The following is a 20,697-nucleotide window of genomic DNA, read 5'->3' on the forward strand; positions in this document are numbered from 1 at the left end:
TATACTCGACTTACTATTTCAGTAATGCGATAAAAATACAGCAAATTCCAAGCGCTAGAAAAAAGAGCTTCAAGAAAGAAATTTCACTTGCTACACTCGCTATCCCAATTGTCATTGTTAAAATTAATACGGTAGGTCCAACAAACGCCAACATACCATTTATAAACAACGCTTTCTTCGCATCATTCACATAAAGCATAAGCAAAGCAGCAAATATCTCCGCACTACCTGAAAATAATCGAAGTGCCCCCATAACAAGCACGGATGTTTCCATTGCCGCTAGCCACTGTTTCATTCTTCCACCTTCTCCCGTAACAGTTACTAACTTCGTATTCTAAAAAAGAATATATTTGTACAACCATATGCAGAGGTTGTCTATTTCAGAAGTAAAAACATAATTTTTCTCTAAAGTCTGAATTAGAATCTGAATATTCGTATTATTTTATGTTATATTATGGTATATTTAGTTTAAAAGGGGTTTAAACCATGCAGCACGTCACTTTATTACCACTAGATTTATGCTATACAAATGTGATTTTCGAGCTATCAAGTGATCCACATATAAAAAATGCATTGGGGATAACGGTAGAAAACATCGAAGACACGAAAACATTTCTTCTTTTCGCAATAGAAGAAGAGCGTCAAAAGAAATCCTTATCGAGAATGATTGTGAATGAAGAAAATGAAATAATTGGCCTCACCACACTTAAACATATTAATAATGAAAAAAAGCAATCTCACATTGGTAGTTGGATTGGCTATCCATACTGGGGAAAAGGCTATAACGAGGCTGCTAAAAAAGAAATCTTTAAAATCGCCTTTTTAGACTTACAACTTTCCTACGTATTTGCTGGTGCTAAAACGAATAATATCCGCTCACTAAAAGCACAAGAAAAACTACCCTATATTTCATTGCATGTGGAAAACAAGTTTCCAGACGAACACGCTGCACTAGAGAAAGAAGTAAGGTCACCTTGCTCTCTGCATGTCGTGTCACGTGAAAATTTTTTAAACTGGTTGAAATTACAGAATGAGGAGGAAAAATATGAAGGCATTGAAAATTAGTTTAACCGTTGTAGTAGAATTAGCTCTTATTTATCTTTTTTCATTATTAGTCGGTTGGTCATTTATAGAGACCTTTTTCCTTGGTAGTTTAGCAATATTTGCAATTATGTGGTTAATTATTATGAGTAACCATAGAAATAACATTACAGATCACGCAATAAGCAAAACATTAACTGGCGTTGAGACTGGCGAAATAAAACCATTTCAAATTGTTTTGACTCCATCTATTATGGGTACTCTTTCACTTGTTTTAGTCAGTTTTATAGTAACAGCTATTTACTATCTACCCTATTTCCTATAAAAAAAACACTCGTGAATTATCACGAGTGTTTTTTTACTATGCACGAGAAACGTATTTACCTTCACCAGTGTTGATGATAAGCATTTCGCCTTCGTTAATGAAGATCGGTACTTGTACAACAAGACCAGTTTCTAATGTAGCTGGTTTTGTTACGTTAGAAGCAGTATCACCTTTAATACCAGGCTCTGTTTCTGTAACTTGTAATTCAACTGTGTTTGGAAGTTCAACACCAAGTACTTCGCCTTGGTAAGTCATAATTGCTACTTCCATGTTTTCTTTTAGGAATTTAAGCTCGCGCTCGATTTGTTTTTCACCAAGTTCGATTTGCTCATAAGTTCCGTTATCCATAAATACGTGAGCCTCACCGCTTGCGTATAAGTATTGCATACGACGGTTTTCGATGTGTGCTTTTTCTACTTTCTCACCTGCACGGAATGTTTTCTCTTGAACAGAACCTGTGCGAAGATTACGTAGTTTAGAACGAACGAATGCAGCACCTTTACCTGGCTTTACGTGTTGGAAATCAAGTACTTGCCAAAGGGCATTGTCCACTGAAATTGTTAAACCTGTACGAAAATCGTTTACTGAAATCATGTAAAAAAATCCTCCTGTGTATTACAAAATAATAAGTTCTTTTGGTGATTTCGTAATTACTTCATTACCTTCACTTGTCACAATGATATCATCTTCAATACGTACGCCGCCAATACCTGGAATATAAATACCTGGCTCTACTGTTACAGCCATACCTGGTTCAAGTACTGTATCAGAACGGAACGCTAAACCTGGTGCTTCATGGATTTCAAGACCTATTCCATGACCAGTAGAGTGTCCAAAGTATTCACCATATCCTTTTTCCGTTATGTAGTCACGCGTTAGCGCATCAGCCTCGCGACCTGTTAAACCAGCTTTAATACCGTTCACACCACGTAGTTGTGCTTCTAAAACGATATTATAAATTTCTTTTAATTTATCAGATGGTTCACCGACTGCAATCGTACGAGTAATATCAGAACAATATCCTTTGTAATAAGCGCCGAAGTCTAATGTAACGAAATCTCCTGTTTCTATCACTTTTTCAGATGCCACGCCGTGCGGTAATGCCGAACGAAGACCTGAAGCAACGATAATATCAAACGAAGAAGATGTTGCTCCTTGTTTTCTCATGAAAAATTCAAGTTCATTTGACACTTCAATTTCAGATACTCCCGGGCGAATGAATGATAGAATATGCTCAAAGGCAGCATCTGCAATCTGTGCAGCTTCCTTTAATATCTTAATCTCTGAATCAGTCTTTATCAAGCGTAACTTTTCTACAAGTCCAGAAGTCGGGATAAATTCAGCATCAATCGCTTCCTTATGCACTGAATAAGAACTATATGTAAGAGTATCTTGCTCAAAACCAAGTTTTTGAATTCCAAGCTCTTTCACTTGCTTTGCCACTTCATCAATGATCAATCCTGCGTGCTGTACAACCTCATATCCAACCGCTTGTTTACTTGCCTGCTCGACGTAACGGAAATCTGTAATAAATTGAGCACGATCTTTTGAAATAAGAACAACGCCTGCTGTTCCTGTGAAGTTAGCCATATATCTACGACTATGTTCATTTGTTAACAAAATACCGTCAATGCCAGCCTCATCAAATGCACTTCGTAATCTTTCAATTTTCTCCATTACTTTATGCCTCCCTCAATTTCTCCATTAATGCAAATAATGCTAACTTATAGCCATAAAAACCAAATCCTACAATTTGACCTGCACAAACAGCTGCCGTCACAGATTCATGACGGAACGCTTCACGCTGATGAATGTTAGAAATATGTACTTCAATAACAGGAATCGAAATGCTCGCAATGGCATCACGAATCGCATAGCTATAATGCGTAAATGCTCCCGGATTTAAAATGATCCCTTCATATATATCTTCCGCTTCATGAATAATGTCGATAATGGCACCTTCATGATTCGATTGGAAACATTCTAACTCCACTCCCATTGTTTCTGCTTCTTGCTTCATATCTGCTTCAAGTGTCGCTAGCGTGCCCTTTCCATATACATTTACCTCACGAACACCGAGGCGATTTAGGTTAGGACCGTTTACGAGGAGTAGCTTTTTCATATTCTTAAAACTCCTTAATATTAAATATCTATACAATATTTTAACATAGGAGTTACTTATTTGAATAGTTCGTCTTCTCTTACCCTTCTTGTTCTGCTTTATTGCTATTTACTGCGTAAGAAACAGAATATGCTATAAACACACCATACAATATAAAAATACATATTGTCGTCACAATTGTCTCTTTTGGTAAATGGAGCGCACTTTTAATAACAGGAGCCATTAAACCCATCCCCAAAAACAGTAGTGCCCACCAAAATAGCCCATAAATAATTCCCGCTATAATCCCTTCAAACTTCGCAAAAAATGCTTTATACAAAAAGGCGATCAAAATTGAAAGAAGTCCCATACACACTATTCCGAACACATTGCCCCATACCCCCTCTTTCCAACTTCCAAACGCAAATGGTAAAAGGAAATAATTCGGTCCCGCCTCCGTGAATGAAAATATATGAAGGAAATACCAGATCCCGCCCCAAAAGATTCCACCAAACAAACCAATCTGCACAAAATTCCTTGTTCCTAATTGTTCTTGACTCACATCGACACCTCCGCTCAATAGTATGCCCGAAACTATTTTGAAGCATGTTTAAATCCTGCGAAATTTGTCTATAAAAAGAATAAGAAATGTCCGACTCTCATAACATTTTCCCTTGTCATCTACTTGTATTTGCCGATAAAATAAAGGAAACTCGGTGATTGTCTTATTTCAAAACGACAGAACCCAGTATGACAATTGCCTCTTTTTCTACATAAGAGAGAAACAAATACAGGTTGGTGTTAACATGGCAGAAGAGTCAAAACAAATATATGGCGGGCAAGCGGTCATAGAAGGAGTTATGTTTGGCGGTAGAGAATATACTGTTACAGCGGTTCGTCGTAAAGATAAATCGATTGAATTTTATCGATTACCACGCGTTCGTAATAAAGTACTATCTACCCTAAAAAAAATTCCATTTTTACGAGGGATTGCCGCTATTGTGGATGCAAGTGCGAATGGAGCAAAGCATTTAAACTTCGCTTCAGAACGATTTGACGTCCACCCAGAAGATGATGAACAAATTGCAAATAAAAAAGAAGAACAATCAAAATTAACGATGGTATTAGGAGTTGCAGCTGTTGGCGTTTTATCTTTTATATTCGGTAAAGTCATTTTCACAGCAGTTCCTGCACTATTAGCTGAATTAACGAGACCGATTTTCCCATCTCATACTGGGCAAATCATTGTCGAAAGTGTCATTAAGCTCATGCTATTATTGAGCTATATATACTTTATTTCTTTAACCCCACTTATTAAGCGGGTATTTCAGTATCACGGTGCAGAGCATAAGGTAATCAATGCTTACGAGAATAACCTTCCTCTGACTGTAGAAAACGTTCAAAAGCAAACTCGTCTCCATTATAGATGCGGCAGTAGCTTTATTATATTTACAGTCATTATTGGAATGTTCGTTTATTTCCTAGTCCCTACAGATCCTCTTTGGGCACGAGTTATAAACAGAATTTTATTAATTCCAGTTGTACTTGGTATTTCTTTTGAAGTATTGCAATTTACAAATCGATTACGAGACATTCCCGTATTACGCGTACTTGGATATCCTGGATTATGGCTACAACTATTAACAACGAAAGAACCAACAGATGATCAAGTGGAAGTAGCAATTGCATCGTTTGAAGAATTATTACGTTTAGAGAACAAACAATAATTATTTAAAAATGGTGTTCAACTCCTTTCCTCATCGTTAATATACTAATTTCAATATATGTTTTTAGGAGGTGTCCCTTATGAACGGTCGTTCGTTTACTTTCGCTATATTTGTGCTTATTATCGGATTGGCAATATTCGGCCTTGTTTCATCTGTTATTACAAATCCCATGGGTGTATTAAGAAATATCGGGTACATGTTACTTGTTGTCGGTATCTTTTACTTGCTATACAAGATGTTTACAAATTCCAGTGGTTCCGCAAATTCGCAAAGCTCATATAAGCGTGCGGCAAAACAATCGAACCGCAAACATGGGAAACAAAATGTAGCACCCCTAGGCAATTCTTTCTTTAAGTCAAATACTTCTAATGACAAAAGTAAAAAAGGGAATTCTTCCACTTTGAAACGAAAAAGAAAACAGTCTCATTTAACTGTCATTGAAGGCAAAAAAAGCAAAAAGAAAGACCGTGCTTCCTTTTAGGAAATACGGTCTTTTTTTATACTTTGAAGCACTTCTTTTAAACTTTTCTCTCTCATACTTTCAATTCGAAGATGATGATTTTCAAACGGTAAATTCCGTGTCACATCATTAGGTACCACAACGCACGTTAATCCCGCTGCAACTGCTGCTCTCAATCCATTTAATGAGTCTTCAAATACAACAGCTTCAGATGGCTTAATTCCTAATTCTTCTATTGCAACTCGATAAAGAGCTGGATCTGGTTTTACCTTCTCAACATCTTCTCTCGTTTTAATTACTTCAAAATATTCTCGAATTTGTAGCTCTTCTAAAAAATGAATAACCCATTCTCTAGAAGAACTAGAAGCTAGTGCGATTTTTAATCCCATTTCTTTCGCTTCTTCTAAATATTCTTTTACCCCGTCACGAGCTTCTGGTATTCTCATTTTCTCTTTATGTAAAGTTGCCACTTTTTCTTTTAATACACTTTTGTTAAACTTCTCTTTTAATTGATCATTTAGATATGTATAAAGTACCTCATCTGTTGTTCCAATGCATTTCGCAAATTCCTCTAAAGGTAGTTCCCCGCCGTATTCACGAACAGCATCTCTGAAAGAGTGAAACCATATCGTTTCTGTGTCCACAATTAATCCATCAAAATCAAAAATAATTGCTTTCATAATTCTCCCATCCTTTTCGAATTGAAATAAAAAAGGAAACGCCATACGTTCCCCTTAATTACTTTTCTCTTCATTTGCTCTTTGAACACCGCGAAGTGTTTCCACTCGGACTGTATCTTGTTCAAAGTATTGCACTAAATCACCAATGCGATCAATCGCTTCCCAACTTAAATGATGTTCAATTCCTTCTACATCATTGTAAATTTTACTTTCATCCACACCGATAATACGCATAAATTGCTCTAGCAAGTCATGACGATATACGAGACGTTCTCCGATTTTTTTACCTTTTGTTGTTAATACAAGCCCTCTATATTTTTCATAAATTAGATATTCATCTTTGTCTAATTTTTGCACCATTTTTGTTACAGAGGATGGATGTACACTAAGCGCTTCAGCAATATCAGATACGCGGGCGTAACCCTTTTCATCAATCAACAAATAAATTTGTTCAATATAATCTTCCATACTAGGGGTAGGCATCGGTTTCCTCCATCCAAGTTCATTTTGCTTATTCCGTACGAAGCAATCAATAAAATGATACACCAGAAAGAATAACGTGACAAGTTGAAAACGAGCCTAAATATATAAAACAAAAAAGAATCTGTATTTGCATACAGACCCCCCTTAAGTAAAATATTGTATTTCTGCATTAGGAAAAAATTCATTTATATAACCTCTTATCGTTTCTTCCAATACTGCTGCATCATCCTTTTTATATACATATTTTCCGATGCCATATCGTCCCCATTTATACTTCCGCTTCTCTTCATCCATTTCAAGCTTCGTATTTGGATAACGCTCTTGAATAACCTTTTTCGCTGGTTTCGTAAAACGATGCTGAATTAATTCAAACGTTAAATTTGGTATCGTCATATCTTTCAGCGCATTGTACAGTCGCTCAAATAGTTCACGATATCCTTCTTCCCATCCTTCATGCATATAAAGTGGCGCGACTATAAAACCAAGTGGATAACCTGCACCTGCTACTTTACGTGCCGCCTCAATTCGCTCCTCAAATGGCGATGTCCCTGGTTCAAAATTTTTAATTACATATCGTGAATTTATACTAAACCTGAAACGAGTTTTCCCATTATGCTTTGCATCTAATAAATGATCAACGTGCGAATATTTCGTGACGAAACGTAAGCGCCCATATTCACTTTCTCCAATGAATTCAATCACCCGCTTTAATGCATGTGTTAAATGATCAATCCCAACAATGTCTGATGTACACGCTGCTTCAAATCTTGTTATTTCAGGTGCCCTTTCATCCATATATTGCTTTGCCTTCTCAAATATTTCATCAAGATTGACATACACACGAACGTAAGGCTTACTCCCAAGTGTTGTTTGCAAATAGCAATAATGACAATGTCCCATACACCCTGTTGCGAGCGGAATTGCATATTCAGCTGACGGTTTTGACGTATCAAACTTTAGCGTCTTCCTTACTCCAACGACAAGTGTAGCCTTTGCATTACGATACTTTTGCAAATCATTTTCTCCTGGCAAATTTCTAATTTGATTATGTGATGTCGTTTCACGAATTTCTAATCCCATCTTCGTAAACTTCTCATAAAGCTCTTTTCCAAGCGGATATTCAAGTGCCTTTGGTTCAAAGTAAACGAGTTTTGGCATAAATGGTTTCATGTGCTTCCCTCCCTCTCGTTAGTATGGGAAACGTTGAAAAATTAACACGCATTAAAGTTTTCCACTTCAGTAACTTGCGTTGCAAGTTACTGAATGTTATAATTTGGATAACAGCTACCTTGCAACGCAAGTTACCTGAGTAAAAGGTGGTGAAATCATGCACAGCCAAATGTTAAAAGGTGTACTAGAAGGTTGCATCCTATACATCATTTCACAAGAAGAAGTGTACGGATATGAACTGAGCACAAAATTAAATAAACACGGATTTACATTCGTAAGCGAAGGAAGCATATATCCGTTATTGTTACGTATGCAAAAAGAAAAATTGATTGAAGGAACATTAAAAGCCTCCTCACTCGGTCCAAAACGAAAATATTATCACGTAACCGATAAAGGATTAGAGCAGCTTGAAGAATTTAAACAAAGCTGGGGAATGGTTTCAACTACGGTAAATAACTTATTACAGGGGGAGTGATAGGGATGAATGCACAAGACATGATTGAATTGAATAATAAAAAACGTGAGCTTCTAACACCTGAAAATGAAGTTGCTTATAGCGATATGTTAGTTTATCTTCGTTTATCTAACGTGCCAGAGCAACAAGTAGAAGAACTATTACTAGAAATATTAGACCATCTCATCGAAGCACAAACAGAAAACAAAAATGCTTATGACATTTTTGGTGATGACTTACAATCTTATTGTGATGAACTCATATCGGCTTTGCCGGTTCAAACAATGTTAGAAAAAACTTCTTTAATCGGCTTTGTTATTAGCTTACTTCTCGCTATACAGTTTGGAATGGACACCATTGCTTCTCTTTTCGTTTTCTTTTTTGAAAAGAACACCGAAATAATAAGTCCACCTTTTAGTATCCTTGGAACTACTTCGTCTGTTTCAATAATTATACTAGGTATACTATTTATTTTATATTTATTAAAGCGTTACTCCTTTAATCAGAAAATGAATTGGAAAAGAAGAATTCTATTTGGATTCGCATTTGCTACTCCATTTTGTTCCGCTGTATTCTTAAATATTTATTTCCAAAAGCAACCTTATCTCATTTATCATCTAAACTTTTGGCAAAATGCTTTAATTGCTATCTTATTTTTTATTTTATATAAATTACTATATAAAAAATCAAATTTTTAACAGCCCTTCAAAAGGCTGTTTTTTCTTCTGTCTAATTTTACAAATTGAAAAATTTCATAAAGAAAATAAGAAAAATGCAAAATAATTAAAGTTAATTGTTGACGTGATGCTTTTATTATCGGTATCATAAATCTTCGTGAGCAATTATTTTTCGTTATACGATTTTTTTATTATTACTGAATTTTTGAGAGGAGAAATTAGATGTCAGTTAAGAAGAAAACGCAAGTACGCACCGGCAAAATGGTACGTGAACTAATGTTAGCAGACGAAGATGTAAATGCTTCGCTAATTATGGTATATAGTGAAAACGGTGTAAACGCAGAAATTAAAATCGAGGGCTTAACGCCGAAATGTAACGAAGAATTATTTTTGAGCGGAAACGTGGATTGGAACAAGAGTGTTATTTATAAAATTGTTGATTTCACTGGAAACGCTGAAGTTGGTAAAGTTACATTAACAGCGATGAACAAAAACAATGTTTCTCTAGAAATTGAACGCGTTATGTGGAGTAAAGAAAATAAAGAAGCTGCCGAGCAAGAAGAAACACAGGTAGAAGCAGCACCGAAAAAAGAAGTAGTTGTAGAAGCTCCAAAAGCAATTACACCTGCTCCTAAGCCTGTTACGCGTGTGGAAACACCTGCTATGGCACCTAAGCCTACTCCGGTACCGACACCGAAGCCAGTAAGCGTAGAAGCAGCTGTAGAACTAGTTACTCCAGCGCCTGTGAAAAAAGCGGTCCCTACTCCAGTTACAAAGCAAGAGACAGCACCGGTTGCTCCTGCAAAACCGAAGCAGCCTGCTTTGACTGAAACAAATTCAAAACTACAAGAAAATTATGTTAAACTCGTGAAAAAGACAATTGAAGTTTGTCAAGATTACGAGCTTGGCATCGACATAGATGATTCTATTGAAAGCTTAAAAGAAGAACTACAAAGCCAAGGTATTAGCGTTACATTTGACAAAGAAATTATGGACGTTGTAAGTCGCCTTCGTTCTTTACAAGATAAAGGAATCAAAGTAGAAAAAGTACTTAATTTACTATAAAAAAAATAAGAGATGGCAATTGCCATCTCTTATTTTTTATAATTCCACTCATTACTTTCATACTTTTCTTTCGCTAACGTTTGAACTTCATGTAACTGTTCTTCTGTTAATTCATATGGAACAAGTTCTACATCCAATCCTTTTTCAAAGCCAACTTCAAACGCTTTAATTAACTGTTCTATCGTAAATGTACGGTCTGTTAATTCATTAATTGCTACTGCTTTAGAAGAGAACATACTCTTCATGCGTTCCTTCACACGTTCATTTGGGAATAAAAATAGATCATATAGTTCATCTAAATCAATTTCTAATGGAATCGATCCATGCTGTAGAATAACACCTTTTTGACGTGTTTGAGCACTACCAGCAATTTTTCGTCCTTCCACTACAATTTCATACCAAGATGGTGCATCAAAACATACGCCGGAACGTGGATTTTTTAAATTTTCACGATCTGCTTCTGTTTTTGGAACTGCATAATATGCTTCTAACCCTAATGCCTTAAAACCATCTAATAAACCTTGCGAAATAACACGATACGCTTCTGTAACTGTTTTCGGCATATTCGGGTGATCTTCAGACACAATAACACTATACGTTAACTCTTTGTCATGTAGTACACCCCTGCCGCCTGTTTGACGACGAACGAATCCATATTTCTTTTCGTTAACTACATCCATATTAATATCTTTTTCAACACGTTGAAAATACCCAACTGTTAATGTTGGTACTTCCCATTCATAAAAACGAATTGTTGGTGGCATTTTCTTTTCACTTTGCCAATTTAATAAACATTCATCTAACGCCATATTAAATGCCGGTGAACATTGACCAGAGTTAATATAACACCATTTTTCTTTTCCCATCCTGCACCTCATATAACCAATTATTTTTCACATTCTCTAGTCTACCAAATTCGACAAAATTTGTGAAAGAATACGAAATTTCTTCTTATATGCAAATGAATCTGTTGCATAAATACATAAGGGCATTATAATATTGAAAGTAGGATAAGAAAAAAGGGAGCGATAGAATCGTGTCAACAACTTGGATTATTTTATTAGCCGTAATCGTAGCATTTATCGGCTACACTGTATGGATGTACTTCTATCAGAAAAAATTAATTAAAACTCTTACAGAAGAAGAATTTCGCGCTGGCTACCGTAAAGCACAGCTTATCGATATTCGTGAAGCAGACGAATATAACGCAGGGCATATTTTAGGTGCACGTAACATTCCGTTATCACAAATTCGCCTTCGCCATAAAGAACTTCGTCAAGATCAACCTGTTTACTTATATTGCCAAAGCGGATTCCGTACAGGTCGTGCAGCGCAATACTTAAAAAAACAAGGCTACAAAGATTTCTACCAATTACAAGGTGGATTTAAATCTTGGACAGGCAAAATTAAAAAGAAATAATAACATACAAAAAACTAGCTGAATAAATCAGCTAGTTTTTTCATTTCATCTTATTCGCAATGTATAATAAATTCTGCTTGATTACCTTTTCATCGTTCTCTTCTACATTCCGATACAGCAGTTGATATTCAATTCCTTTCTCTTTCCATATAAGCGTAGCAAATTCGTCACCACGTTCATAATCATCTTTATTTTTAAAATAAGCAGACGTTCCATTATTCAGTTTCATTTGTTCTTGAAATCGCTTCTCTTCCACAAGATCCGGAAAACTATAAGGAAAGTTCGCGACATTTAACTCAATATACTCATTCCTACCTGGTTCTTTCTGTTTATATTTAATCGTTAAGACAGTGTTCTTTTTCCCAAGCGTTCTTACTTCCCCCTTCACATCACTTGTAATATCGTACGGTAAAAACGTTGGAACTTTAAACTTCACCGGAAAATATTTTGGAAGTTCCTTTAGCGGAATAGGATCCGTAACACGATCCATAGCTCCTCCCGTTGTTCCCACAAAGTGTTTTTCTTCTTGCATCGTTTGCTGAAACGAACACGAACTAAGCACGAAACTAGAAAACACGAAACAAATGATTCTTTTTTTCAATTTGTTTCCGCCCTTTCATACCGCTCTCTTAACGAACGAAGCGTTGATATTCTCTTCATATTCGCTTTGTCACCAAACTCCACCTTTGAAAACTTTCCACGTTATTCTCACACATTTTGACAACACTTTTTGCAAACAAAAAAGACCCCTATCATTCTTACGCCCAAGTGAAAAGGTTACGCGAATAAAAAGAAGTCTTATTAATACCATAGTTTGTGAAAAGCTTTTCAGGTCAAGATTTTTTCTTTCTTATTATTTTCCCTTTATAATAAGGGAAAGAGGTGATACATATGGCCAATATAAAACAAATTGCTAAAACTGCTGGTGTATCGATATCAACTGTTTCTCGTGTCCTGAATAATCACCCTTACGTAAAAGAAGAAAAGCGTAAGCGTGTTCTAGATGCTGTTGAAGAATTAAACTACGCAAAAAATATAAATGCTGTCCATTTAATAAGAGGGAAAACATATACAATTGGCGTTATGCTTCCTTTCATTAACCTCCCCTACTTCAGTACGATTATTGAAGGAATCGGAAACAAAGCGTTATTAGCTGGGTATCATATTAATTTATGTCAAACGAATTACGATAGCATTGAAGAAATTCGTGTTCTTGAAATGATGAAAATGAAACAATTTGATGGGATGATTATTTGCTCCCGAACGAGCTCTTGGGAACAAATCGAACCTTTTGCAAAATTTGCCCCTATTATTTCATGTGAAAAAATGAAGCATCCCCTCATTTCATCCATCTACGTAGATCATTATGAAGGTTTCCGTCTTGGTACTGCCTATTTACTAAGTAGAGGCCATGAAAAAATCGGAATTTGTTTAGCAAGAAAAACAAGTGTAAATTCCATGGAGCGCGAAAAAGCGTTCGCCGATACACTTCGTAACGAAGGGAAAACGTTGCATCCTGAATGGATTTTCCACCAATGCTATACAATGCAGGACGGAGCACAAATACTCCATCGTATTTTAAATATGAAAAATCGTCCAACTGCTATTTTCACAGCGAACGATCAAGTTGCAGCTGGTTTATTAACAGAGGCTCGAAAACATGGTATTCGAGTACCTGAAGACCTTGCTATCCTTGGATTTGATAATCATGAAATTTCAAAGGCATTAGAAATTTCCACAATTGAACATCCCGGTCTCGCAATGGGCTCACATGCTTTTTCTTTATTCCATAAGCAGATCCAAAGCGAGCAAATTGTCGGCAGTGCAAAAGAACTTTCATTCCATTTAATTGAGCGAGAGACTGTCTAAAAAGAGCGTTACTTATAACGCTCTTTCTCAGCTCTTCACCTATTGACATTATATTTCCCATCTCATATAATGAACCTAACGAACGGTAGGTAGGGGATGAAAATGACAGCAAACCGCATTAAAGCTGTAGCACTTTCTCATTTCGCACGCTACGGCTATGAAGGAACTTCATTGGCAAATATTGCTCAAGAAGTTGGGATTAAAAAACCATCGATTTACGCACACTTTAAAGGAAAAGAAGAGCTATATTTCATATGCTTAGAATCTGCTCTTCAAAAAGATTTGCAGAGCTTCACAGGCGATATCGAAAGCTTTTCCAATTCGTCCACTGAAGAATTGCTTTTAAAATTATTAAAAGGGTATGCAAAACGATTTGGTGAAAGTGAAGAATCAATGTTTTGGTTACGAACTTCTTATTTTCCGCCTGATGCATTTCGCGAACAAATTATTAATAAAGCAAATGTACACATTGAAAACGTCGGAAAACTTTTATTCCCTGTATTTAAAAGAGCAAGCGAACAAGATGAGCTGCATAACATTGAAGTAAAAGACGCCTTAGAGGCTTTTCTATGCTTACTCGACGGTCTTATGGTTGAACTATTATACGCAGGTTTAAATCGTTTTGAGACACGTTTAGACGCTTCTTGGAAAGTATTTTGGCGCGGACTTTCAAACTGACGGATTGCTCCTTTGCAATGCGTCGTTTTTAAGCCCTTTACCTAACGACTGGTAGGAAGGAGAAATGACATATGGCATGGATTTATGTAATCATCGCTGGTATTATTGAAATATTTTGGGTGATTGGACTAAAAAAAGCAGAGGCACCACTTGAATGGGCTGGTGTTGCTCTATTAATTACAATTAGTTTCGTCTTATTATTTAGAGCTTATAAAGATTTACCTGTCGGCACTGTATACGCAGTCTTTACAGGAATCGGAGCTGGTGGAATCGTTCTTACAGAGATTTTCATCTTCGGAGAACCTTTCTCTATCGTAAAAGTTTTATTAATCGGTTTAATCTTCTTCGGAGTAATTGGTTTAAAACGAGTAACAGAAGAAAAAGAAGCGAAGGAGGCCGCATAAAATGGCTTGGGTATTTTTAATTCTAGCTGGTATTTGTGAAATTATTGGTGTACTCTTTATGAAAGTAGCCACTGAAAAGAAAGGCTGGGCACCAAAAGTTATTTTAATCGCTAACTTCGGCGTAAGCTTCTTCTTCTTATCTCTTGCGATGAACACATTACCGATGGGAACTGCTTACGCAATTTGGACTGGAATCGGAACTGCTGGAAGTGCACTTCTAGGCATTCTCATTTTCCGAGAATCAGCGGATTGGCGTCGTCTTGCTTTCTTAAGCTGTATTCTATGCGGCGCTGTTGGCTTAAAACTATTAAGCTAACGTGAGGTGAATGTCATGTGGAAAGAACAAGGAAAGAAAATATTAGCATGGATCACACTTGGTATCGTCATTCTATTACAAATAAGTTTTCATATAATAGAATCATTGTTTCATAAAGTATTATCCATTCTCACATTCCTTCCTAACATGACACTTGAAATTATATCAATTGTTTGGTCCATTATCGCCTCCATTGCAATCGTCATTATATGGAGTATCGCCAAACTATGGAATAAGTTATTAAAAAAGGACAGTACTTCTGAAAAAGAGTAACTGTCCTTTTTTATATTCATTCAGACTTTCTGTAGAAGTTAGATGTGATAAGACAAAACAGACCAACTATGGCAATACTTATACCAACCCTTTTATGTAAACTTGGAAATAACGGTGGTATATCCGAGTAAACATTTGCTAATATGAGACCGATTGAAAATAAAAATATTCCTATTCTATATAACCATTTTCTTTTGTTCATCATTCTCCCCTCCTAACATTTTTCATACACTCCTTTCTTTTGGACATACTACCTAAAAAAGGAGTGGATAATATGCAAAATTCTATACATAAGCAAATCCTATTTTTATTTTTCCTATTTCTTATTCTCATCATCGTTTTCAGCTTTATATTACATACTCCGAAAGATGTGCCAAATAGCGTTTCTTTTTATAAACTACTGCTCTCGTATTGTCGTTATTGAAGAAGGTGCCTTTTTGAAATTTCCCCAAGAAAAAAAGACCAACATTTTCCTGTTGGTCTTTCGTATATGTATCACTTTTCAAAGCGATCTAACATCTCGTCTCTCATTCCGAAACTTACTACTGCAATTCCTATATACATAAACAGAAGGAATGCCGGATGAACTGTGTTGTACCAGCTGCTGTCAACAATTAAGTAAATCGTTAATGCCACAACAAGAACAAACGCTAAGATAAACATATAAAAGTGTCTTGTACTACCCATGATAAACTCCTCTCTTCTCACTTCACCATTCAACAGTTTATTTTATCGAATAATTCGATATGACTCAAGGTTAACTTTCTGTTATGTAATCAAGTTCTACCTTTACAATGTCCTCACATGCTATTGAAATGATTGTTCCTTGTTTATCAATCGCCGTCACTTCTCTATTATCCATTACACGATTTGCTACTCTTTCTAACACTTTTCCTTGGTCTCGATAGCAAAATTCTTTTACATCTTTAATTGTTTCTCCATTTTCTAAATGGTATACCATTCTATAACATCGATATCCCACACTTTCACCCCCGTCTTGTTCGTTTTTTCACATATACATAAAAATGAGTAATCTTTGCCTCATCACATCTTCTTAATTTCAATAAAATTCTAACAAAAATAAATACTTTTATCAAACCGACTTTTTCAACAAAACTACCTATAAAACTACACCTTTACACCATTAGGAAACAAAAAATATATTTTTTTAACATTTTCTTCACTATTTCTGCATAAAGTGAAACTTTAATCAGTGGGGATTTTTGTTCATCCCCACTGATTATTAGTTGAGCCAATCGGGCATTTACGGACAGTTTATCTCCCACCTGACTTCTTTGCACCAGCTAAGTTTTGAGTTGGAAGTTTACTGTCCGTTAATGCGGGACAAATTATCCATACAAAAAAAGAACCCGCCTCAGCGAGTTCTTCTTTTGTTATTCTAATCAAACTTGTACAGGAGCTGGCTTTGCATAACGTAAAACTGGTTTACGTGCAGCCATCGTTTCGTCTAAACGTTTAATGACTGTCGTATGCGGTGCTTCTTGTACAACTTCTGGATTTTCTTCTACTTCTTTAGCGATTTGAATCATCTTATCAATGAAACCATCTAATGTTTCTTTTGATTCTGTTTCTGTCGGCTCAATCATAATACATTCTTCCACATTTAATGGGAAGTAAATTGTTGGTGGATGGTAACCAAAATCAAGCAGACGTTTTGCAATATCTAATGTACGTACACCAAGTTTCTTTTGACGACGACCTGATAATACAAATTCATGCTTACAATGTCTATCGAATGGAAGATCATAGAATGGCGCTAATCTTCTCATCATATAGTTCGCATTTAATACAGCATACTCCGTTACTGCACGCAAACCATCTGGACCCATAGAGCGAATATACGTGTATGCACGAACGTTAATTCCGAAGTTACCATAGAATGGTTTCACACGACCAATTGCTTCTGGGCGGTCGTAGTTGAAGTGATAACCACTTTCCGTTTTCTCTAAAATCGGTTTTGGTAAGTACGGAATTAAATCAGCTTTCACACCTACTGGACCAGAACCTGGGCCACCACCGCCGTGAGGACCTGTAAATGTTTTATGAAGGTTTAAATGCACAACGTCAAATCCCATATCTCCTGGGCGTGCTTGGCTTAATACCGCATTTAAGTTTGCACCATCATAGTATAATTTACCGCCTGCATTATGGACGATTTCTGCCATTTCTAAAATATTTTCTTCGAATAGACCTAATGTATTAGGATTTGTTAACATAAGTGCTGCTGTTTCTTCGTTTACAACACGTTTTAAGTCTTCTAAGTCAACAAGGCCATTTTCATTTGATTTTACTGTAATTGTTTCAAAACCAGCTACAGTTGCAGATGCTGGGTTCGTTCCGTGAGCAGAGTCAGGTACAATTACTTTCGTACGGTTAAAGTCACCATTCGCTTCATGGTATGCACGAATTAACATTAAACCTGTCCATTCTCCGTGTGCACCAGCTGCTGGTTGTAAAGTAACAGTATCCATACCTGTAATTTCAATTAAATGCTCTTGTAAGTCGTACATTAATTCCATTGCACCTTGTACTGTCTTTTCATCTTGCAGTGGATGAATATTTGCAAATCCTGCGAAACGAGCTACACTCTCATTAATTTTCGGATTATATTTCATCGTACAAGATCCAAGTGGATAGAATCCAGAATCAACACCGTGGTTACGGTTTGAAAGTGCTGTATAGTGGCGCATAATATCAAGTTCAGATACTTCTGGTAGCTCTGCATCTTCTACTCGAATATAATCGCTCTCAAACACATCTTCTAGTTTCACTTCTTCTACATCTAATTTGGGTAAGCTATATCCTATGCGTCCTTCTTTACTCACTTCAAAGATAAGTGCTTGGTCTTGGTTCTTCATTGGATAGCCCCCATTTCGTTTACAAGTGTGTCAATTTCCTCTTTTGTACGAAGCTCAGTTACTGCTACAAGCATATGGTTTTCATGCTCTTTATAATCACGGCCTAGATCGTAACCACCGATAATATCCTTTTGTAATAATGCATCGTTTACTTCTTTCACTGGACGTTTGCAATCTACAACAAACTCATTGAAGAATGGTCCAGCAAATGTTACTGTGAAGCCTTTTGCTTCAAATTGACGTTTTGCATACTGTGCTTTAGAAATGTTTTGACGTGCCATTTCTTTCACACCTTGTTTGCCAAGTGCCGTCATTGCAACAGAAGCTGCTAATGCATTTAACGCTTGGTTTGAACAAATGTTAGATGTCGCTTTATCACGACGAATATGCTGTTCACGTGCTTGTAACGTTAATACAAATCCACGTTTACCATCTGAATCTACAGTTTGTCCAACAAGACGTCCTGGAATTTTACGCATAAATGCTTTCGTTGTTGCAAAGTAACCACAGTGCGGTCCACCAAACTGCGTTGGAATACCGAATGGTTGTGCATCACCGATTACAATATCAGCACCAAATTTCCCTGGTGGTGTTAATGCGCCTAATGATAATGGATTTGAAGAAACGATAAATAATGATTTTTGTTGATGAACGATTTTTTCAATATCAGCTAATTTTTCAACTTGTCCGAAGAAGTTTGGATATTGAACGATTACACAAGCAACTGTATCATCTACTTCACTTTGTAATACGTCTAAATCTGTTACACCATCTTTATGATTAATTTCAACAACTTCAAGATTTTGACCTTTTGCATACGTTTCAAGTACTGCTCTTGATTCTGGATGAACCGCGCTAGATACAAGAATTTTCTTTTTGCGAGTATGGCCAGCTGCTAACATTGCCGCTTCAGCTAAAGCTGTACCCCCGTCATACATAGAAGAGTTTGCTACATCCATTCCTGTTAATTCACAAATCATTGTTTGGAATTCAAAGATTGCTTGTAATTCCCCTTGTGAAATTTCCGGTTGGTATGGTGTATAAGCTGTATAAAATTCTGAGCGAGAAATAACATGATCTACAATTACTGGAGCATAATGATCGTATACGCCTGCTCCTAAGAAAGAAGCGTATTCTTTTAAGTTAGCATTTTTACTAGCCATTTGAGATAGCTCTTTTAAAAGCTCTGGCTCTGATTTTGCTTCTTTAATTTTTAAATCCCCTTTAAAACGAACACTCTCTGGAATATCAGAGAATAATTCATCGATCGTTTGAACGCCGATCGTTTGTAACATTTCTTTTTTGTCTTCTTCTGTCATTGGAAGATAACGATGCAACATGAAATCTACCCCTCTCCCCGTTACTTTGAACGTTTGTAAAATGGTGTTGGAACAACTACTGCTTTGACGCGTTTATTACGAATTTCAATTTCTACTTCTGTATCAACTGCTGCGTATTTTACATCAATTAGTGCTAAACCAATGCTTTTCTTTAACGTTGGAGATTGTGTACCACTTGTTACTTCCCCAATTTTCTCTTCACCAATAAATACAGGGTAATGCGTACGAGGAATTCCACGTTCGATTACTTCGATGCCGACTAATTTACGAGGCGCACCGTTTTCTTTTTGCTCTTTTAACGTTGCTTTTCCAAAGAAGTCTGCTTCTTTATTTGTTTTTACCGCAAAGCCAATTCCAGCCTCAATCGGTGTAATATCTTTTGATAATTCTTGTCCATAAAGTGGTAATGTTGCTTCGAATCGAAGTGTATCACGAGCACCTAAACCACATGCTTTTAAGCCCTCTTCTGCTCCAACTTCAAGAAGTTTCTCCCAAAGTTTTGCAGCATCTTCACTCTTACAGTAAATTTCGAATCCATCTTCACCTGTGTAACCTGTACGAGATACAAGTGCTGGAATTCCATCTACAAGAATATCGTTTTTAAATTTAAAGAACTTAATTTCTTTCAAATCTTCTGACACAACTTTTTGTAAAATGCCTTCTGCTTTTGGTCCTTGAATTGCAAGCTGTGCAACTTCACTAGAAACATTGACTACTGTCGCATCGCCAATTACATGACTTGCTAACCATTCGTAATCTTTCTCGATATTTGATGCATTGATTACTAATAAATAGTCTTCTTCACCACGTTTGTAGATTAATAAATCATCTACTGTACCACCATTTTCGTAGCACATAGCTGTATATTGTGCGCCCCCTACCTTTAAGGTAGATACGTCATTTGTAACAACACGTTGTAAAAATGCTAAACTATCTACACCTTTTACTTCAACTTCTCCCATATGAGACACATCGAACAAACCTGCAGCTGTACGTACAGCTTCGTGTTCTTCTTTAATGCTTGAAAATTGAACTGGTAATTCCCAACCACCGAAGTCGATTGTTTTCCCACCATACTTCGCGTATACATCAAATAACGGTGTACGTTGTAATGTAATCATGCTCTCTCCCCCTTATGCTTTGACAAATCAATAAAAGTTGCTTCCCTTTTCTAAACATTTTCATTCTGAAAAGATAGGATATACGGAATCTCATTATATTTTTTTATGAAAGCGTAAATAAAAAATCACTTTCTTGGATAAAATACGAAAGATTCCACACATTTCACACCATTATCCTAACATCATTCGCTATATTTCATCAATATTCTAGCAT

Annotated in this window: 29 protein-coding genes; 13 read left to right on the forward strand and 16 right to left on the reverse strand. The window is 36.3% G+C overall.

Translation table 11 applies throughout. The annotated features are described in order from the left end of the window. Positions 1-13 precede the first annotated feature (13 nt). Positions 14-295, reverse strand: a complete 282-nt coding sequence (locus tag ACUN13_RS02420) for a YqhV family protein (RefSeq protein WP_000816050.1) — start codon at positions 293-295, stop codon at positions 14-16. A 191-nt stretch (positions 296-486) separates the two neighbouring features. Here ACUN13_RS02420 and ACUN13_RS02425 point away from each other — a divergent pair, with 191 nt between their 5' ends. Together ACUN13_RS02425 and ACUN13_RS02430 are read left to right on the forward strand one after the other, a co-directional pair. After that, a complete protein-coding gene (locus ACUN13_RS02425) occupies positions 487-1,065 on the forward strand; it encodes a GNAT family N-acetyltransferase (RefSeq protein ID WP_001164986.1) in 579 nt (192 codons plus the stop codon). Further along, a complete protein-coding gene (locus ACUN13_RS02430; protein ID WP_000645572.1) occupies positions 1,046-1,366 on the forward strand; it encodes a hypothetical protein in 321 nt (106 codons plus the stop codon). The genes ACUN13_RS02425 and ACUN13_RS02430 overlap by 20 nt, the downstream gene beginning before the upstream one ends. Positions 1,367-1,402: 36 nt before the next feature. Here the strand turns inward: ACUN13_RS02430 and efp are convergent, their stop codons facing one another. The 4 genes from efp to ACUN13_RS02450 form a co-directional block, all read right to left on the reverse strand. Continuing rightward, the gene (efp, locus tag ACUN13_RS02435) at positions 1,403-1,960 is read right to left on the reverse strand and encodes an elongation factor P (protein WP_000626516.1); all 558 of its coding nucleotides are present in this window, start codon (positions 1,958-1,960) and stop codon (positions 1,403-1,405) included. A gap of 21 nt (positions 1,961-1,981) precedes the next feature. Continuing rightward, positions 1,982-3,043 carry a Xaa-Pro dipeptidase gene (pepQ, locus tag ACUN13_RS02440; RefSeq protein WP_000411040.1) on the reverse strand — a complete coding sequence of 354 codons (1,062 nt, stop codon included), beginning with the start codon at positions 3,041-3,043 and terminating at the stop codon, positions 1,982-1,984. Positions 3,044-3,047: 4 nt separating this feature from the next. After that, positions 3,048-3,488 (reverse strand): type II 3-dehydroquinate dehydratase, encoded by a 441-nt coding sequence (gene aroQ, locus ACUN13_RS02445; RefSeq protein ID WP_025687933.1) that lies wholly within the window; start codon positions 3,486-3,488, stop codon positions 3,048-3,050. Between the two features lie 79 nt (positions 3,489-3,567). Next, the gene (locus ACUN13_RS02450) at positions 3,568-4,029 is read right to left on the reverse strand and encodes a YqhR family membrane protein (protein ID WP_000076880.1); all 462 of its coding nucleotides are present in this window, start codon (positions 4,027-4,029) and stop codon (positions 3,568-3,570) included. A gap of 244 nt (positions 4,030-4,273) precedes the next feature. On the opposite strand from ACUN13_RS02450, the gene ACUN13_RS02455 reads away from it, so the two are divergent. After that, positions 4,274-5,194 (forward strand): DUF1385 domain-containing protein, encoded by a 921-nt coding sequence (locus ACUN13_RS02455; protein ID WP_000807121.1) that lies wholly within the window; start codon positions 4,274-4,276, stop codon positions 5,192-5,194. 79 nt (positions 5,195-5,273) lie between these two features. Next, on the forward strand, positions 5,274-5,675 hold the full coding sequence (locus ACUN13_RS02460; RefSeq protein WP_001014463.1) for an SA1362 family protein: 402 nt from the start codon (positions 5,274-5,276) through the stop codon (positions 5,673-5,675). On the opposite strand, the gene ACUN13_RS02465 is transcribed toward ACUN13_RS02460, so the two are convergent. From ACUN13_RS02465 to splB, 3 genes are all read right to left on the reverse strand, one after another. Beyond that, positions 5,672-6,334 (reverse strand): HAD family hydrolase, encoded by a 663-nt coding sequence (locus ACUN13_RS02465; RefSeq protein WP_025687934.1) that lies wholly within the window; start codon positions 6,332-6,334, stop codon positions 5,672-5,674. The two genes, ACUN13_RS02460 and ACUN13_RS02465, sit on opposite strands and share 4 nt — an antisense overlap. A 54-nt stretch (positions 6,335-6,388) precedes the next feature. Next, on the reverse strand, positions 6,389-6,817 hold the full coding sequence (gene mntR / locus ACUN13_RS02470) for a transcriptional regulator MntR (protein WP_001143085.1): 429 nt from the start codon (positions 6,815-6,817) through the stop codon (positions 6,389-6,391). 144 nt (positions 6,818-6,961) lie between these two features. Beyond that, the gene (splB, locus tag ACUN13_RS02475) at positions 6,962-7,987 is read right to left on the reverse strand and encodes a spore photoproduct lyase (RefSeq protein ID WP_445423651.1); all 1,026 of its coding nucleotides are present in this window, start codon (positions 7,985-7,987) and stop codon (positions 6,962-6,964) included. A gap of 157 nt (positions 7,988-8,144) precedes the next feature. Here splB and ACUN13_RS02480 point away from each other — a divergent pair, with 157 nt between their 5' ends. The 3 genes from ACUN13_RS02480 to ACUN13_RS02490 all read left to right on the forward strand — a co-directional run bounded on the left by ACUN13_RS02480 (position 8,145) and on the right by ACUN13_RS02490 (position 10,183). After that, positions 8,145-8,462 (forward strand): PadR family transcriptional regulator, encoded by a 318-nt coding sequence (locus ACUN13_RS02480; protein ID WP_000556083.1) that lies wholly within the window; start codon positions 8,145-8,147, stop codon positions 8,460-8,462. Positions 8,463-8,467: 5 nt separating this feature from the next. Further along, on the forward strand, positions 8,468-9,139 hold the full coding sequence (locus ACUN13_RS02485; RefSeq protein ID WP_142292877.1) for a DUF1129 family protein: 672 nt from the start codon (positions 8,468-8,470) through the stop codon (positions 9,137-9,139). A gap of 201 nt (positions 9,140-9,340) precedes the next feature. Beyond that, positions 9,341-10,183: a hypothetical protein gene (locus ACUN13_RS02490; RefSeq protein WP_000111900.1), complete on the forward strand. Its 843-nt coding sequence runs from the start codon at positions 9,341-9,343 to the stop codon at positions 10,181-10,183. 29 nt (positions 10,184-10,212) lie between these two features. Here ACUN13_RS02490 and ACUN13_RS02495 read toward each other — a convergent pair whose 3' ends face one another. Further along, the gene (locus ACUN13_RS02495) at positions 10,213-11,049 is read right to left on the reverse strand and encodes a lipoate--protein ligase family protein (RefSeq protein WP_000514081.1); all 837 of its coding nucleotides are present in this window, start codon (positions 11,047-11,049) and stop codon (positions 10,213-10,215) included. A 170-nt stretch (positions 11,050-11,219) separates the two neighbouring features. On the opposite strand from ACUN13_RS02495, the gene ACUN13_RS02500 reads away from it, so the two are divergent. Further along, positions 11,220-11,603, forward strand: a complete 384-nt coding sequence (locus ACUN13_RS02500) for a rhodanese-like domain-containing protein (protein WP_000108653.1) — start codon at positions 11,220-11,222, stop codon at positions 11,601-11,603. 40 nt (positions 11,604-11,643) lie between these two features. Here ACUN13_RS02500 and ACUN13_RS02505 read toward each other — a convergent pair whose 3' ends face one another. Next, positions 11,644-12,180: a hypothetical protein gene (locus ACUN13_RS02505; protein WP_033666640.1), complete on the reverse strand. Its 537-nt coding sequence runs from the start codon at positions 12,178-12,180 to the stop codon at positions 11,644-11,646. Between the two features lie 314 nt (positions 12,181-12,494). Here ACUN13_RS02505 and ACUN13_RS02510 point away from each other — a divergent pair, with 314 nt between their 5' ends. The 5 genes from ACUN13_RS02510 to ACUN13_RS02530 all read left to right on the forward strand — a co-directional run bounded on the left by ACUN13_RS02510 (position 12,495) and on the right by ACUN13_RS02530 (position 15,143). Then, the gene (locus ACUN13_RS02510) at positions 12,495-13,472 is read left to right on the forward strand and encodes a LacI family DNA-binding transcriptional regulator (protein WP_025687690.1); all 978 of its coding nucleotides are present in this window, start codon (positions 12,495-12,497) and stop codon (positions 13,470-13,472) included. A 96-nt stretch (positions 13,473-13,568) separates the two neighbouring features. After that, complete coding sequence (locus ACUN13_RS02515; RefSeq protein WP_002005730.1) at positions 13,569-14,150, forward strand: TetR/AcrR family transcriptional regulator; 582 nt, start codon at positions 13,569-13,571, stop codon at positions 14,148-14,150. 71 nt (positions 14,151-14,221) lie between these two features. Continuing rightward, entirely contained in the window at positions 14,222-14,554 is a 333-nt protein-coding gene (locus tag ACUN13_RS02520; protein WP_000312339.1) for a DMT family transporter, read from the forward strand. 1 nt (position 14,555) lies between these two features. Further along, positions 14,556-14,870 (forward strand): DMT family transporter, encoded by a 315-nt coding sequence (locus tag ACUN13_RS02525; protein ID WP_000312623.1) that lies wholly within the window; start codon positions 14,556-14,558, stop codon positions 14,868-14,870. A 15-nt stretch (positions 14,871-14,885) separates the two neighbouring features. Beyond that, a complete protein-coding gene (locus ACUN13_RS02530; RefSeq protein WP_000265430.1) occupies positions 14,886-15,143 on the forward strand; it encodes a DUF3975 family protein in 258 nt (85 codons plus the stop codon). A 16-nt stretch (positions 15,144-15,159) separates the two neighbouring features. Here ACUN13_RS02530 and ACUN13_RS02535 read toward each other — a convergent pair whose 3' ends face one another. The 6 genes from ACUN13_RS02535 to gcvT all read right to left on the reverse strand — a co-directional run bounded on the left by ACUN13_RS02535 (position 15,160) and on the right by gcvT (position 20,483). Continuing rightward, the gene (locus tag ACUN13_RS02535) at positions 15,160-15,348 is read right to left on the reverse strand and encodes a hypothetical protein (protein ID WP_002164431.1); all 189 of its coding nucleotides are present in this window, start codon (positions 15,346-15,348) and stop codon (positions 15,160-15,162) included. A gap of 290 nt (positions 15,349-15,638) precedes the next feature. Next, the gene (locus ACUN13_RS02540) at positions 15,639-15,830 is read right to left on the reverse strand and encodes a hypothetical protein (protein ID WP_000535933.1); all 192 of its coding nucleotides are present in this window, start codon (positions 15,828-15,830) and stop codon (positions 15,639-15,641) included. A gap of 70 nt (positions 15,831-15,900) precedes the next feature. Further along, on the reverse strand, positions 15,901-16,104 hold the full coding sequence (locus ACUN13_RS02545; RefSeq protein ID WP_000262496.1) for a DUF3929 family protein: 204 nt from the start codon (positions 16,102-16,104) through the stop codon (positions 15,901-15,903). A 442-nt stretch (positions 16,105-16,546) separates the two neighbouring features. Continuing rightward, the gene (gene gcvPB / locus ACUN13_RS02550; protein ID WP_000795703.1) at positions 16,547-18,022 is read right to left on the reverse strand and encodes an aminomethyl-transferring glycine dehydrogenase subunit 2; all 1,476 of its coding nucleotides are present in this window, start codon (positions 18,020-18,022) and stop codon (positions 16,547-16,549) included. Further along, positions 18,019-19,362, reverse strand: a complete 1,344-nt coding sequence (gene gcvPA, locus ACUN13_RS02555; RefSeq protein ID WP_445423652.1) for an aminomethyl-transferring glycine dehydrogenase subunit 1 — start codon at positions 19,360-19,362, stop codon at positions 18,019-18,021. The genes gcvPB and gcvPA overlap by 4 nt, the downstream gene beginning before the upstream one ends. A 20-nt stretch (positions 19,363-19,382) precedes the next feature. Then, positions 19,383-20,483, reverse strand: a complete 1,101-nt coding sequence (gcvT, locus tag ACUN13_RS02560) for a glycine cleavage system aminomethyltransferase GcvT (RefSeq protein ID WP_000631769.1) — start codon at positions 20,481-20,483, stop codon at positions 19,383-19,385. Positions 20,484-20,697: the final 214 nt, after the last annotated feature.

It is taken from the genome of Bacillus cereus group sp. Bce041, from assembly GCF_052646455.1.